General features: G+C 28.9%; 13 protein-coding genes. 1 reads left to right on the forward strand and 12 read right to left on the reverse strand.

All coding sequences use genetic code 11. The features are described 5' to 3' along the window. Positions 1-5: 5 nt before the first annotated feature. Together DR020_RS05515 and DR020_RS05520 are read right to left on the reverse strand one after the other, a co-directional pair. Positions 6-938, reverse strand: a complete 933-nt coding sequence (locus tag DR020_RS05515; protein ID WP_112365443.1) for a TIGR01212 family radical SAM protein — start codon at positions 936-938, stop codon at positions 6-8. Positions 939-1,016: 78 nt separating this feature from the next. Then, positions 1,017-2,129, reverse strand: coding sequence for a hypothetical protein (locus DR020_RS05520; protein ID WP_112365444.1), 1,113 nt, complete (start codon positions 2,127-2,129; stop codon positions 1,017-1,019). Between the two features lie 152 nt (positions 2,130-2,281). On the opposite strand from DR020_RS05520, the gene DR020_RS05525 reads away from it, so the two are divergent. Next, complete coding sequence (locus DR020_RS05525; protein WP_112365445.1) at positions 2,282-3,334, forward strand: YkvI family membrane protein; 1,053 nt, start codon at positions 2,282-2,284, stop codon at positions 3,332-3,334. 75 nt (positions 3,335-3,409) lie between these two features. On the opposite strand, the gene DR020_RS05530 is transcribed toward DR020_RS05525, so the two are convergent. The 10 genes from DR020_RS05530 to DR020_RS05575 form a co-directional block, all read right to left on the reverse strand. Next, complete coding sequence (locus DR020_RS05530) at positions 3,410-4,726, reverse strand: peptidoglycan-binding domain-containing protein (RefSeq protein WP_112365446.1); 1,317 nt, start codon at positions 4,724-4,726, stop codon at positions 3,410-3,412. A 23-nt stretch (positions 4,727-4,749) separates the two neighbouring features. Beyond that, entirely contained in the window at positions 4,750-6,075 is a 1,326-nt protein-coding gene (locus tag DR020_RS05535; RefSeq protein ID WP_112365447.1) for a peptidoglycan-binding domain-containing protein, read from the reverse strand. Between the two features lie 82 nt (positions 6,076-6,157). Beyond that, positions 6,158-7,861, reverse strand: a complete 1,704-nt coding sequence (locus tag DR020_RS05540) for a S8 family peptidase (RefSeq protein ID WP_112365448.1) — start codon at positions 7,859-7,861, stop codon at positions 6,158-6,160. 259 nt (positions 7,862-8,120) lie between these two features. Next, positions 8,121-8,810: a helix-turn-helix domain-containing protein gene (locus DR020_RS05545; RefSeq protein WP_055258798.1), complete on the reverse strand. Its 690-nt coding sequence runs from the start codon at positions 8,808-8,810 to the stop codon at positions 8,121-8,123. An 88-nt stretch (positions 8,811-8,898) separates the two neighbouring features. Continuing rightward, the gene (locus DR020_RS05550) at positions 8,899-9,411 is read right to left on the reverse strand and encodes a peptidylprolyl isomerase (protein ID WP_055258800.1); all 513 of its coding nucleotides are present in this window, start codon (positions 9,409-9,411) and stop codon (positions 8,899-8,901) included. A gap of 264 nt (positions 9,412-9,675) precedes the next feature. Then, positions 9,676-9,939, reverse strand: coding sequence for an STAS-like domain-containing protein (locus DR020_RS05555; RefSeq protein WP_112365449.1), 264 nt, complete (start codon positions 9,937-9,939; stop codon positions 9,676-9,678). Between the two features lie 218 nt (positions 9,940-10,157). Further along, positions 10,158-10,940, reverse strand: a complete 783-nt coding sequence (gene murI / locus DR020_RS05560) for a glutamate racemase (protein WP_055258804.1) — start codon at positions 10,938-10,940, stop codon at positions 10,158-10,160. Between the two features lie 281 nt (positions 10,941-11,221). Continuing rightward, positions 11,222-11,431, reverse strand: coding sequence for a hypothetical protein (locus tag DR020_RS05565; RefSeq protein ID WP_055258806.1), 210 nt, complete (start codon positions 11,429-11,431; stop codon positions 11,222-11,224). Positions 11,432-11,628: 197 nt separating this feature from the next. After that, positions 11,629-14,838 carry a carbamoyl-phosphate synthase large subunit gene (carB, locus tag DR020_RS05570; RefSeq protein WP_112365450.1) on the reverse strand — a complete coding sequence of 1,070 codons (3,210 nt, stop codon included), beginning with the start codon at positions 14,836-14,838 and terminating at the stop codon, positions 11,629-11,631. Positions 14,839-14,850: 12 nt separating this feature from the next. After that, on the reverse strand, positions 14,851-15,900 hold the full coding sequence (locus DR020_RS05575; protein WP_058993400.1) for a carbamoyl phosphate synthase small subunit: 1,050 nt from the start codon (positions 15,898-15,900) through the stop codon (positions 14,851-14,853). Between the last annotated feature and the right edge of the window lie 213 nt (positions 15,901-16,113).

The following is a 16,113-nucleotide window of genomic DNA, read 5'->3' on the forward strand; positions in this document are numbered from 1 at the left end:
CAACTTTACTTAAAGTTTTTTCCTTGATAAATATCATTATCTTCTAAAGCTTTATCTATAGCATTTAAAACTTCCCATTTATTTAAACTCCACATAGGCCCTATTAAAAGATCTCTTGGAGCATCTCCTGTTAACCTGTGAACTATCATATCCTGTGGAATTCTAGATACCCCTTCACAAACAAGGTCTATATATTCCTCCTTAGATAAAAATTTCAAATTGCCATTTTCATAATCCTTAACCATATTAGTGTTTTTCATAAGATGAAGCAGATGAAATTTTATTCCTTTAGCACCACTATGTGCTATATAGTCAACTGTTTGCAACATTTCTTCTTTACTTTCCTTTGGAAGACCAAATATACAATGAACAACAGTATCTATATTTCTCTTTTTTAACATTTCCATAGATTTATCAAAAGTTTCTAAATTATAGCCCCTATTAAAACTTTCTGCTGTCTTATCGTGAATTGTTTGAAGACCTAGTTCTACCCATGTATACACCTTTTTATTCATCTCTTCTATTAAATCTAAAACTTCTTCATTTATACAGTCTGGTCTTGTAGCAATAGCAAGAGCTGTAACACCATCTTTTGAAATAGCTTCTTCATACTTTTCCCTAAGTTCATTAATTGGAGCATATGTATTTGTATAAGCCTGAAAATAAGCTATGTATTTTCCATCTTTCCACTTTTTATTCATCATATCTTTTATATTATCAAACTGTTCAGAAATTGACTTCATTCTTTCTCCAGCATAATCTCCTGAACCATTTGAACTGCAAAAAGTACATCCACCTTTTGCAACTTTTCCATCTCTATTAGGACAAGTAAAACCCCCATCCAAACTTATTTTAAAAGTTTTACAACCAAATTTTTCTCTTAAAAAATAATTTAAAGTATGATACCTTTTATCTCCCCAATTTTTTTTTATCTCCACTAAAATTCATCCTTTCTCAACCAATAAAAAAAGCGCAACAACTTAGATAAACTTATTGCACTTTTTATATTTATTATACTACAATTTACTTACTTTAAAATCCTTTGTTGACACCTTATAGCTTCCAAGCAAACTTTCAACTATGTCATCTGCATTTCTAACACCTGTAACATCAAAATAAACTTCATTATCTTTATAATCCTTATATATTAAATTATATTTATTTTGTGCAAAAATACTATCCAAATTTAATCCTACAATTTCACCACTTACTTTATAAAATTTGAATTTAGTCACAGAATCCTCATTGTCATAAATCACAGCAACATAAGCATCATCTTTAGAAAATACTATATTTTTTAAAACTACATTACTATACACATCTATTGTATCTATACTTTTTCCCACTAATTCATCAAAATAAATCTCCTCACTTTGATTTTGCCCGTTATCTTGTGAATTTTGACCTTGATTTGAGCCTTGTGAACTTTGATTAGAACTTTGTGTTGATGTATTTACTGATTCATCAACCTCAACTATCCCAACATAACTTCTTTCTCCATCTGTTGTACTTATAGCAACTTTTTGTCCTGTATATGATATACCAATTGGTCCATAGTCTTTATTAGGAACACTTAACATAACAACATCACCACTATCACTTTTAGAATAAGCAACATCGGGTAAATTTTTCATAATCATTAAATTACCTATTTCAACATTATTATCTTTTCTTATTTTTAACTCTTTTCCTTCTCTAAAGATTTCATATTGTGGAATAGCTGTAGCAGACTCTACCTTATAAGAATTATTTTCTTTTTTAACTTTAAGATAATAAGTTTGTAAATATGCTCTAGGCTCGGTTTCTAATGCCTTTATAACAGTATACTCATAGAGAGCACTTAAGCCATTTTGATTTGCCTCTTCTTGTCTTATTCCTAAAACTTTAATATTTTTATTTAATTCTCCATCAAATCCTTTTTGAAATGTTTCTGTGCCTAAAGATTTCATCCCTGTAACATCTCCAATAGAGAAGGCATTCATATATGTATCAGCTATACTAGACGATATATTATTATCAAAACTTAAATTTATAACTTCCTGTTTTTGCTCTTCAATTTCTTTTTGGCTAGTACATCCACAAGTAAAAAGCATTAAAACTGACAAAATACCTATTACTAAGTTTTTCATGAAGATATTCACTCCTTTTTATATTAGGTTTATTATTTTTAAAATTAAGACATATAAATACATTATTATGTTTTCCAAAACATATAAATCTATGATTGATTTTATGAATAAACTAATATTTATCTAATATATTTATTTAAGGGGGGATAAATTTGAAAAACTTTATTAAAATATTTCAAATAGCTGCTGTCTTTATTGGAACTATTGTTGGAGCTGGATTAGCTTCTGGTAAAGAAATAACAACTTTTTTCACTAAATATGGATATATAAGCTTTTTAGGAATTTTATTAACCGGTATATTTTACATATTTATATGTACCATCATATCTAAAATAAGCATAGAGCATAAATTAAGTTCATATAGTGAGGCTATAAATCTTGTAAGTCCTAATATTTTAGGAAAAATAACAGGTATTACAACAACATTTTACTTAATATCTAGTGCGTCCATAATCTTAGCTGGTAGTGGTGCACTTTTACATCAATTCTTTGGTATACCTAAAATAGTCGGTTCTATTATAATGGCTATAATTGCATCCTTTGCTCTTTTGCGTGAAACAAATGGATTAGTTGAAATAAACTCAGTTATCGTACCATCATTAGTTACAGTAATCACATTAATTATGATTTTATATCTTTTATTTTGTAGACAAGATTTAACTATTTCAAACATTCTATCCATTGAGCCTGTAAAAAACTCTGACTGGTTAACATCTACAATTTTATATGCAGGATATAACACATTATGTTGCTGTGGAGTTATTGTACCTTTAAGCTATGAAACATCTGATAGAAAATCCATGATAAAAGGTATTGCTTTAGGTGCATTAGTTCTTTCAATAATTTGCATCTTTATAAATGCTATGCTTATGGTTAACCAACCTTACATTTACAAATACGATATACCTCTTCTTTATATTACCGATAGATTTGGCAAACCTATTCAAATTTTACTTCTTGCTATAATTTTAGCTGAAATGTTCTCAACAGAAGTTTCAGATGTATACTCAATAAGTAAAACATTAAATAAATCTTTTAAAATTAAATATAAGAAATCTATATTTCTTGTGCTTTTAATAGCACTTCCTATATCTCTTATAGGATTTTCCAACCTTATATCAACTTTATATCCTATCTTTGGCATACTTAGTCTTATTTTTATTGCACAATGTTGTTATTTTTATTTTTTTAAAATGAAAAAATAATTATTTATAAAAAATAGTCCACAATATAGTTAATAAATTTTAACTTTACTGTGGATTATTTTTAAATATTTTTTATTAATATGGCACCCTTGGTATTTCTTCTTCTAAAGCCTCAATAACTGGTGGGATAAATATTTTTTCAAGCAAATCTAAATCATTTCTAAGCTCTGCAATTTTGGTAACACCAACGTAAACAGCTGATATTTTATACCATGTAGCATAATCTACAATTCCTGTAACTGGCAAATTAAATGTCTGCTGAAATATTTTAACCGAATTTTGAGTTCTACTTCCATATATTCCATCAACAGCTAACTTAGGTATTAAAGGAAATGAATTTGCTATTGTATTTAGTTGATTTTGAATTGTTCTAACCGCACTTCCACTTGAGCCTAAACTTAATGAATACCCAGGATATGATTGTGGAATACCAAGAACTTTCGGTGCTACTACAAGATTTATATTATCACCATAATAATAAGTTAATATTTCATAAGGCGTATCTCCATTATCACCTAAGTATTTAGAACCCCATTGTGACAGTCCATTACACGTAACTGTTGTCCCATTACAAAACTGGGCTAAAAGAGGTTGCTTAGCATCCTGCCTTTGTATATATGTTGCAAATATTTCATCAACTATCTGTTCAATATTTTCATAAATATTTCTTCCATAACTAAAAGCTTGGTCATAAGCAGTAGAACTTGTTATATCAAAATTTTTTCCTTGTCCCCTATACCATTCTGTATATATTCTATTTAAAGTAAATGAGATTATAGCGTAAATATTTGCCCTTATTGTCGTATCTGGCCATGTTGAATATATCTCGCAAGACGCTACATTTGCTATATATTCTTTATAAGTGACTGTATAGTTTGGTGCTGAATTATCATTTGGAAGTCCTGCATGAACTCTTATATATTGAGGAACAACAGGTTGTGCAAGAACTACCACTCCTTGTGGTTTTGGAAGTGGTTTTTCTTCTGCCTCTAATATTTTAGGAGGATAATTTCCAACTTGAGCATTAGCTGGAATTTCAATTATAACTTCTTGTCTTGATGGAGTCGTAGTTTCTTTAAAATTTATTTTTTGAATTGCAACTCTATCTGGATATATTTGAACTCCTTTAATAGAAACAGTTTCATACCCTTCCTTCTCTGCTGTCACATTAACAAAGCTATACGGAATAAGTCCTGGAGTATAAGAATTTTCTATCGGTGGTGCATCTAATTCTATAACTTGTGTTGCTCCTGAAGAATTTGCATACAATTCTACATTATCTCGTGTAGCAGTTCCATTTGAATCTGTAGGCGTTACTATTACTTTCGCCTTATTTACAGGAATAAATGTATTTTCACTAAAACATTCTATTTTTAAAGAACCTTTTGCCATATAATTTTCTCCTTAAAATTACTCTATATATAATAAGGTACTTTTGGTATATCATCCTCATAGGCTGATATAGTTGGCGGAACAAATATCTTTTTTGAGTTCTCATCATAACATCTAAGTTCAGCTATTTTAGTAACTCCTACATAAATATCAGAAATCCTATACCAAGTTGCATAATCTACAATACCTGTGTTTGATAAGTTAAAATTTTCTTGAAAAACTTTAACGGAATTAGCAGTTGCTTGATTATATATTCCATCTACCGCTAACTTAGGAATCAATGGAAAAGCCTTAGCTATGTCATTTAACTGACTTTGGATTGTTTTTACCGCCTCTCCAGTAGATCCTATAGTTAAAGATGTTCCAGGATATGACTTTGGTATACCATTTACTTTAGGTGCCGTTGTAAGATTTATATTATCTCCATAAAAGTATGTTAATATTTCATAAGGGGTTTTTCCTTGATCGCCTAAATATTTTGAACCCCATTGAGTCATCCAATTAGGACATTGAACATTTACACCATCACAGTATTGGGTTAAAAGTGGTTGCTTTGCACCATCTCTTTTTATATATGTTGAAAATATCTCATCAACAATTGCACCTATATTCTCATATATATTTCTTCCATAACTAAATGCATGATCATAAGCCGTAGAACTTGTTATATCAAAATTTTTCCCCTTACCTCTATACCACTCTGTATAAACTCTATTTAAAGTAAATGATATTATAGCATAGACATTAGCTCTTATTGTTGTTTCTGGCCATGTTGAATATATCTCGCAAGATGCCACATTCTTTATATATTCTTTATAAGGTATTGTATAATTAGGAGCTGAATTATCATCTGGAACTCCTGCATGAACTCTTATATATTCTGGAACAACTGGTTGAGGAAGCACTACTGTTCCCTGAGGCTTTGGAAGAGGTTTTTCTTCTGCTTCTGGTATTTTAGCTGGATAATTTCCTACTTGTACATTAGCTGGAATATCAATAATTATTTGTTGCCTTGTTAACTTATCATCATTCGTGAAATTTATTTTTTGAAATGCAACTCTATCTGGATATATTTGAGCTCCTTTCACTAAAACCGGTATATACCCATCTCTTTCTACTGTTATATCAGCAAAACTATATGGAATAAGACCTGGTGTTTGGGAATTTTTAATTGGAGGAGTTTCCAAATCTATAACTTCTGTGGCTCCCCATGAATTAGTATAAAGTTCTATATTATTCCCTATAGCTACACCATCTATACCTGTTGGGGTTATTATTATTTTTGCCTTATTAACAGGAATATATGTGTCTTCACTAAAGCATTGAACCTTAAGAGCACCTTTAGCCATAAAACTCTCCTTTAAAATAAATAATATAATTTATTGTATGAAACTTTTTATAAGATGTGATTTTGAACTACAACTAATTACATTACTCAGATTGTATTAAATTAACTACATTATCCACACATACCAATCCATATCCATAGGCTATATCAGGATAATTTAAATTATTTATAGGTCTTTTAGCAGACCTACACAAATAATATTTAAGCCTTCCCGAATAAAGATATATATCATTACCCTTTACAATTCCCCATTCACAAAGAAGACCACATACACCTGCTACTGTTGGTGCTGCCATAGATGTTCCTGTTTTAGTATCAAATCCTCCTCCCACTATAGTTGATAATATATTCTCTCCAGGTGCTAATATATCAGGCTTTCTGTCCCTTCCCGGTCTCTTAACCCCTCTTCCTGAAAAAGGTGAAAGGGTATTATTTATATAACTATAACTACCAACAGAAATAACCCCATCTACTGTAGCTGGTATTCCTAGAGTATTTGAAATGCTTGGCTGTAAAAATTTTGTTTGCGGATTTAACCCTTCTGCCACTGGAAGCCACATATCGTAATAACCCTCATACTCATTTAAACTTCTTAAAATAATTGTCCATTCTCCAGAAATTAATTGAACATCTGATGTGGTTAATCTAATATATATCTGCCCAATTACATCAATTGGTGATGCCCCCATATTATAAGTGGCTACTTTTACCCTTCCTAAAAATCTTTCATTATAACGCTGGTCTAATATAATTTCTTGACTACTTATTCCAGCTGGAGATATTATCTCTATTGAAAAACTATTTAATAATGTCTTGTAAAATTGAATAGAAATAGATTTTTCTTCATCTGCTATACTAAGAGGTATTCTTACTATTTGTTGTACTTCACCGCCAACATGATGCCCTGCACTTCCTTCATTTCCCGCAGCTATAACTATTGTCACTTTTTCTACTGTACTTACTATTTCTATATATTTTTCAAGCAAACTCCTTCCATTGTGTCCTCCCTGATTTGTACTTAAACTTATATTTATAATTAAAGGTTTATTTAATTCATATCCCTTATCTATTAAAAATTTCACTCCTTTCATAAGTTGAGTAGACAGCGCTCTATTTATATCACCTTCTCTTGTTATTTTGACCATGATTATATCGCTTTTATAAGCAACTCCATAATTATTAAAATTTATCTTCCCACCAGCACATGCAATTCCTGCTACATGAGTACCATGACCTGCAAGGTCTTGAACTGGCACAACATCATAAGATTCATCACTTTTTAAAGCTCTATTTATATCATCTCTATTGTATATTTTATCTGTCTGCAAATCATAAATATATTGAAGCCTAGTTTCTCCATCATTGCTTATAAATCCTGGATGAGTAAAATCAATACCTGTATCTAAAAAGCCTATAATCGTTCCTTCCCCAGATAATCCATAAGTATTCCAAGCTGATTGAACACAAGACGCACTATTACTTTGATAGTCAGTAGTTTCTAATACTTTTGGTAATTCTACATATTGAATCCTTGTTAGATTATCTAATTTATTAATCTCAGAAACCTTCATAGTTACAATACCAAACCCATAACCTAAATCATCAAATTTAACTCCTATACTTTCAGCATCTGTTCTAAATTCATCTGCCGTCCCCTGATATACAACTATAAATTCTATAAAATTACCATCTTGAGTATTAAAAGAATTTTTAACTATTATCTCATTTAATATATCCTGAGGAATATTGCTTAAATACTTAGAAAACTGCCTTAAACCTTCACTCATAAAATTCTCCTAAAAAATAATTAATTTATTATAAAATATTCTTATTTATTAGATTTATATACATTTTCATAATATATTTTAATTTTAAAACAAGTTATCCACATAAGTTATCCACATTTGTGGATAACTTATACATTTATGTTTTATTATTCTATATAAATGTATTAAATAATAAAAAACTGTACTACAATGTTTATTATAGTACAGCTTTATTTTTTAAATTTTTAATTTATAAAAGTAATATAAGCATGCAACAAATTTATATATTAAATTCTATTCTATCAAGTTTTGCTATTGGAAGTACTTCTTTTATTAATGCAGTTTCTGTTTTCATAGAACCACCATTACTTATTAATAATACCTTAGAATTATCTAATCTTTTTATTTGTCTAATAACTCTTACTCCTTGAAATTCAATTAAACATATAGAGTTGTTTTCAATTTCTTTTATAGAATGGCAAAAAGCTAAATCACCTTGTTGAATTCTATATCCTGTCATATCATTTTTTTCTATAACAACATAAAATACTTTATCAGATGAATGTCCTTCTATTTTATTTGAATGCATAGGAAGTTGTTTATATCCATTATTTTTAGTTAAACTATAGTTATATATAGGAACATTTTTTAAGACGTTACCAAAAGCTTGATTCCAAACCTCATCAACCTCTTTATCTGGTTTAGTTTTTTTAATAACAGGAGCTTTTCTTAAAGATTCTGCAATTTTTTCTTTTTGTAAATCATCATCAGTTACAACCATACTTATATCATTTAAATCTGTATTTAAAACTTTAGACACCTTCTCTATAAGTGCTTCATTTAATATTTTTCTTCCAGTTTCAACTTCATTTATGAATTTTTCAGCTACACCTAATTTTTTAGCTAAAGCTTTTTGGGTTAATCCGCTTTTTTCCCTAACACTTTTTATTCTTTCTCCAACTCTACTCATAATTTACCTCCATTTGTTAAATACATTCTAAAAAGGTGCTTATGGTTAGTCTTAACTACCTTAAGCACCAATTTTAATATTTAAAAATTTATATTTTTTCTGGTTCTGGCATATTATCAGCATTTTCAACTGTTACCTTAGCCATAACTTGATCTTCATAAGGTTTATCCATTCTATCAGTTTTAACAGATACTATTTTATCAACAGCTTCCATTCCCTCTATAACCTTACCAAATCCTGCATATTGTCTATCTAAATGTGGAGCATTTTCAACCATTATAAAGAATTGACTTCCTGCTGAATCATTAACCATAGTTCTAGCCATTGATATAACACCTCTTGTGTGTTTTAAATCATTTTTAATACGGTTAGCCTCAAACTCACCTTTTATGCAATATCCTGGACCACCTGTTCCATTTCCGTCTGGATCTCCACCTTGAATCATAAATCCTGGAATAACTCTGTGAAATATTACTCCATCATAAAAACCTTTTTTAACTAAACTAACAAAATTTCTTACTGTATTTGGAGCTATATTCTCATAAAGTTCTACTTTTATTTTGTCCCCAGATTGCATTTCTATCGTAACTATTGGATTCATAAATTTTATGCGCTACCTATAATTAAATTTATATTATATAAGTAACTTCTCCTTTCATATTTTTCTACTATTTATATTTAAGTAGTCTTTTAATAAATTATATATTATTTTTTTAATTATTTAAAGAAATCATTATTATAATTTAAAACATTATAATATAAAATCATTCACTCCACATAAAAATAATACGATTTAATAAATATAAAAAAGGTAGCTTAAAATTTAAAATTATAAACTACCCTTAAATTATATTAAATATTTTTGTTAACAAAATGTTGTTCCTAACACAACTCTTGAATAATCATTATAATTTGATAAATTTTTCACTTCCACTTTATTCGCTACAATATCTCTTCCCTCTTTATTTATCATATCAGCAAATAAACAATTTAAGAAAGTTGATGGTACTCTATCAATTCCTTCAAAATCTAATTCAACATTTTGATTTTCCTCTAAATAGCGCCTTAAAACAATAGCATCCTCAATATTTAGTGCATTTCCTAATATTTTTTTAACATTTATATTCATAAATTCCCCTCCTAAGTTTGTAATTTTTTATTTATTTAAAATTTTCTGAAAATTCTTTTTTATGATATTATAATATCACCTTACGTTTTTCATGTCAATATTTTAACAAATTGTTTAAATATTTTTCTTTATATCTAATTCTATTGATTTTTCGTATTATAAAAATTAAGCTACCCTTATAAGTAATATATCCAGATAGCTTAATTCTTATTATTTTTTTATTTTGTTTTTAATAATACCTTACAAAGTTCTACTATTTTTTTATCTTCTGATGAATTAAATATTTTAACATATCCATCTTCTCTTTGATCATTTATTAAATTAATTTTTTCTAATTTTCTTTTTAGTTCTCTTATGGTTCCATAGCTACCATCTATTATATCAACATCTTCTCCAACTATATCTTGTATAGCATTTTTTACAAAAGGATAATGGGTACATCCCAATACAATAGTCGATATTTTACTATTCAAATAAGGACTTAATTTTTCTTTTAAAAACTCCATAACCTCTTCGCCACTAAATATTCCACTTTCAACAAATTCTACTAAACCGGGTGCTGGAAGTTTTATAATTTCTCTTTCATCTTTATACTTGTCCATAAGATTGTTAAATTTTTTCTCTGCAAGGGTCATAGTTGTTGCCATTATTATTATTTTACCTTGTTTTTTAGATTCAACTGCTGGCTTTATAGCAGGTTCTATGCCTATTATCGGAATATTATAAGTTTCTCTTAACTCTTTTATAGCTGCAGATGTAGCTGTATTACAGGCTATAACAACAGCTTTTACTCCACTTTCTTCAAAGAATTTCATAGCATTAAAAGTTAATTTTCTCACTTCATCAGCATGTTTAACACCATATGGAGCATTTTTAGAATCTCCAAAATATATGTAATTTTCATTTGGCATAAGTTCAACAGCTCTCCTCATAACACTTATACCGCCAACCCCTGAATCAAAAAAACCTATAGGACTATTTTTATCAACCGTATTATACATCTTCACTCTCACTCCTACATTGCATTATAACACTAAAATTATTTTATACCTTTATGACTAATAAATCTATAATTTCATTAAATACTAAATCTCATTACTTTAAACTTTATTTTATCTATAACAAAATTATATCTATTTTTAAGCAATAAAAAAACATTTACACTTTCACATAAAAATTAACTACTTTTTATATAAAAACGTAAATGCTGAAAAATAAAAAACATCATTTCTATTCCTATTTATCTTAAAAATAATCTACATCCATCAAAAACTAAATATGATTATTCTTCATATTTAGATTCTTTACGATATTTATAACATTTATGCATCTTTAAGCCTATAATTGTACCAACGACCATAGCTCCAATTGCACAATCTAAAAGTATTGCATTTTTTAATTTTCTATCTTCTTTTATTAATTGATGAACTGCTCTCTTTAATTCACAATCTTTTTTATCAAATTTATCAAGTTTATTAAACATTTCTAACATTATAATCACTCCTTTTCTAAATTATAACAAATCATTTTCATTACTACAAACTTTGCATTTATTATTCCACTTATGTATGTTTTAAATACTATTTAATTATTAGTTTTTCAATAATTAATAAAAATATAGAAACTATTTGTATGAAGATTAATAATCCACAAGATTAAATAATCTATCACTTGTGGATTATTTTTAAATTACATTTCAACTAAATTAAATACTTCTAAATCTTTATCTTCAACTTTGCTTTTCTTAACATCTACTAATGCTTTTAATGTATCTAATGAAGTTATAACACCAATATTTCTCTCAACTGCTGCTCTTCTCATAAGGAAACCATCTCTCTTTGAATCATTTGCTTTAGTTGGAGTATTAACAATTAAATCTATTTCCTTATTCTTTATAAGATCCATTAAATTTGGAGAGTCTTCACCTATTCTAGCAATTTCTCTAGCATCAATTCCTGCATCTCTTAAAAATTTAGTTGTACCCTCAGTTGCTACAAAATTAAATCCTAATTTATTTAAATCTTTAGCTATCTCTAAAAATTCTTTTTTATCATGATTATTTACAGTTGCAAGAATTGTTTTATTTCCGTTACCAATATACATTGATGCACCTAAAAATCCCTTATATAAAGCTTCCTCTAAGTTTCTACCTACACCTAAAACTTCTCCTGTTGATTTCATTTCAGGTCCTAAACTTACCTCAACATTTGGAAGCTTTTGAGTTGAAAATACTGGTACTTTAACAGAAACTAATTCTGGTTCTTTAAATACACCTGTACCATAACCTAAATCTTTTAATTTTTCTCCAAGCATAACTCTTGTAGCTATATCTACTATCGGAACTGTACTTACCTTTGATATATATGGAACAGTTCTAGATGCTCTTGGATTAACTTCTATAACATAAAGATTTTCTTGATATTCAATAAATTGAATATTTATCATCCCTTTTATTCCAATTTCTAAAGCAAGTTTTTTAGTATATTCTAATACATCATTTCTTATTTTATCGCTTAAGTGTTGTGGAGGATACATTGTTATACTATCTCCTGAGTGAACACCAGCTCTTTCTAAATGTTCCATTATTCCTGGAATTAAAACATCTTCTCCATCTGATATAGCATCTACTTCTATTTCTCTTCCCATTAAATATTTATCTACAAGAATTGGATTTTTACTATCTTTTTCAAAAGCATTTTTTAAATAGAATACAAGCTCATCTTCATCATGAGTTATTTCCATTCCTTGACCTCCAAGAACAAACGAAGGTCTAACAAGAACAGGGAATCCAAGTCTTCTCGCCTCTTCTAACCCTTCCTCAACATTCCATACACCTTTTCCTTTTGGTCTTGCAATATCTAACTTTTCTAATAAAGCATCAAATTGTTCTCTATCTTCAGCTAAATCTATTTGATCAGAAGTAGTTCCTAAAGTTGTTATATTTTTTTCTTTTAAAAATTTAGCAAGTTTTATTGCTGTTTGACCACCAAATTGAAGGATAACTCCATCTGGTTTTTCTTTATCTAATATATTTAAAACATCTTCTTCTGTTAATGGTTCAAAGTATAACTTATTAGATATACTAAAGTCTGTACTTACTGTTTCTGGGTTATTATTTATAACTATTGTTTCTATTCCTAACTTTTTAAGTGCCATTACACAGTGAACTGAAGAATAATCAAACTCAATACCTTGACCTATTCTAATTGGACCCGAACCTAAAATTGCAACTTTTTTTCTATCTGAAACTTCAACCTCATCATATTCTTCATATGTTGAATAATAGTATGGAGATAAAGCTTCAAATTCTCCACCACAAGTATCAACCATTTTGTATGCAGGCTTAATATTCCAAATCATTCTTAATCTATATATTTCTTCTGGTGTTACTCTTAGCATATCAGCAATTGCTTTGTCTGAGAATCCTCTTCTTTTTAACTTATAAAGCCAAGCCTTATTCATGTTATCTATACTAGATTGTTTAAGTTTTTGTTCTTCATCAACAAGCCATCTAAATTTTTCTAAGAAGAATATATCTATTCCTGTTATCTTAGAAACCATATCTATTCTGTATCCTCTTCTTAACATTTCAGTCAAGGCAAATATTCTTTCGTCGTCTGGAGTTATAACTCTTTCTCTTAATTCATACATAGAAAGTTCTTGGAATTTTTTATGCTCTAAAGAATATCTTCCAATTTCTAAAGACCTTATTCCTTTTAAGAAAGCTGATTCAAAATTACTTCCTATAGCCATTATTTCTCCAGTTGCCATCATCTTAGTTCCAAGAGCCCTATCTGCACTTTGGAATTTATCAAATGGCCATTTTGGAATTTTTACAACTACATAGTCAAGAGATGGTTCAAAACACGCATATGTTTTTTGAGTTACTGCATTTTTTATTTCATCTAATCCGTATCCTAAAGCTATTTTTGCAGCAACTTTTGCTATTGGATAACCTGTCGCCTTTGAAGCTAGAGCAGACGACCTTGAAACCCTAGGGTTTATTTCTATAACAGCATATTCAAATGAGTGAGGATTTAGAGAAAATTGAACGTTACATCCACCTTCAATTCCTACTGCATCTATTATTGCTAAAGAAGCATCTCTTAGCATTTGATATTCTTTATCTGATAAAGTTTGGCTAGGTGCAACAACTATTGAATCTCCAGTATGTATTCCAACTGGGTCTATATTTTCCATGTTACAAACAGTTATGCAGTTTCCTTTAGAATCTCTCATAACCTCGTACTCTATTTCTTTCCAACCCTTAACGCTCTTTTCAAGTAATACTTGACCTATTGAGCTTAGTTGTAATCCTGAACTTAATATTTCTCTAAGTTCTGGCTCATTACTAGCTATTCCACCACCAGTTCCTCCAAGAGTATATGCTGGTCTTACTATAACTGGATATCCAATTTCTTTAGCAAATTCAATACCTGATTCTAAATCAGTTATAATCTCACTCTTTATAACAGGCTGATTTATTCTATTCATCATATTTCTAAATAATTCTCTATCTTCGCCTTCTTTAATTGAAGATATTGATGTACCTATTACTTTAACATTATATTTATCTAGAATCCCTGCATCACTTAAATCAACAGCAAGATTTAACCCTGTTTGCCCACCCATTCCTGCTAATAGGGAGTCTGGTCTTTCTTTTGCTATTACTTTTTCTAAAAATTCTAAAGTTAAAGGCTCTAAATAAACTTTATCGGCAACCTCTTTATCAGTCATTATAGTTGCTGGATTTGAGTTTACAAGTACAACTTCTATACCTTCTTCTTTTAAAGCTTGACAAGCTTGTGTTCCTGAATAATCAAATTCTGCTGCTTGACCTATTATAATTGGACCTGAACCTATTACTAAAACTTTTTTTATATCTCTATTTAATGGCATAATATTTTCCTCCTATAGTGCATACTTCATAAATTCATCAAATATATACTCACTGTCCTTTGGACCTGGGCAAGCCTCTGGATGGAATTGAACAGAGAATATTGGCATAGTCTTATGTCTCATTCCTTCTACTGTTTCATCATTCATACTTATATGAGTCACTTCAAATCCTTCTGGCATTTTAGCTACATAGTACCCATGGTTTTGTGATGTTATGTGAACTCTATCGTTTAAAATATCTTTTACAGGATGATTACATCCTCTATGACCAAATTTTAATTTTTCAGTCTTGCCATGAAAAGCTAGAGCTAATAATTGATGCCCTAAACATATTCCTACCATTGGTTTTTGTTTGGCTATTTTTCTTATTTCTTCTATTGCATATCCCATATCTTCTGGATCTCCAGGACCATTTGATAAAAACACTAAATCAGGATTTACATTTAAAACTTCTTCTGCTTTAACATCATGTGGAAATACTGTTACTTTACAATCTCTTTTAATAAAATTTCTTACTATGTTTTCTTTCATTCCAAAATCAATCATAGCAACATGTTTTCCTACACCATTTAATTCATATATTTCTTTAGTCGAAACTTTTGATACTGCATCTTTATTAGAAAAAGCTGCTAATTTTTGTTTAACTTCTTCTTCTGAATGCTCATCTAATACTATAATTCCTTTCATAGTACCGTTATTTCTTAATATTTTTGTAAGAGCTCTTGTATCTATTCCATCTAAACCTAATATTTTATTTTGATGTAAATAAGTTTCAAGTTCTAATTCGCACCTAAAATTATTTGGATACTGACATTTTTCTCTAACTATAAACCCTCTAACCTTTGGTTTATTAGATTCAACATCTTCTAAATTTATCCCATAGTTACCAATCAAGGGATATGTCATAGTAACTATTTGTCCATAGTATGATGGGTCTGTTAAAACTTCTTGGTATCCTGTCATTCCTGTATTAAAAACAACCTCACCAACACATTCTTTTAAGTATCCAAATGCTTTACCTTCAAATACAATACCATTTTCTAATATAAGCTTTGCTTTCATAAAACTGCCTCCTTTAAATATTTATAAAACACACTTTACAAGGAATTTACGTATTATTTATTTAAAAAAAGGAAAAGGTAACATGGAGATTAAAATTTTCATTTTTTTAATCCCCTGTTACCTACATATATTTTCAATTATTATAAAATTCAAAGTTATTTTGTTTTGTAATAGATTTTCTCCATTTTTATTTCTCATGTTTATACCTCTTTC

Source organism: Sarcina ventriculi (assembly GCF_900456775.1).
GTDB classification, from domain to species: Bacteria; Bacillota; Clostridia; order Clostridiales; family Clostridiaceae; genus Sarcina; species Sarcina ventriculi.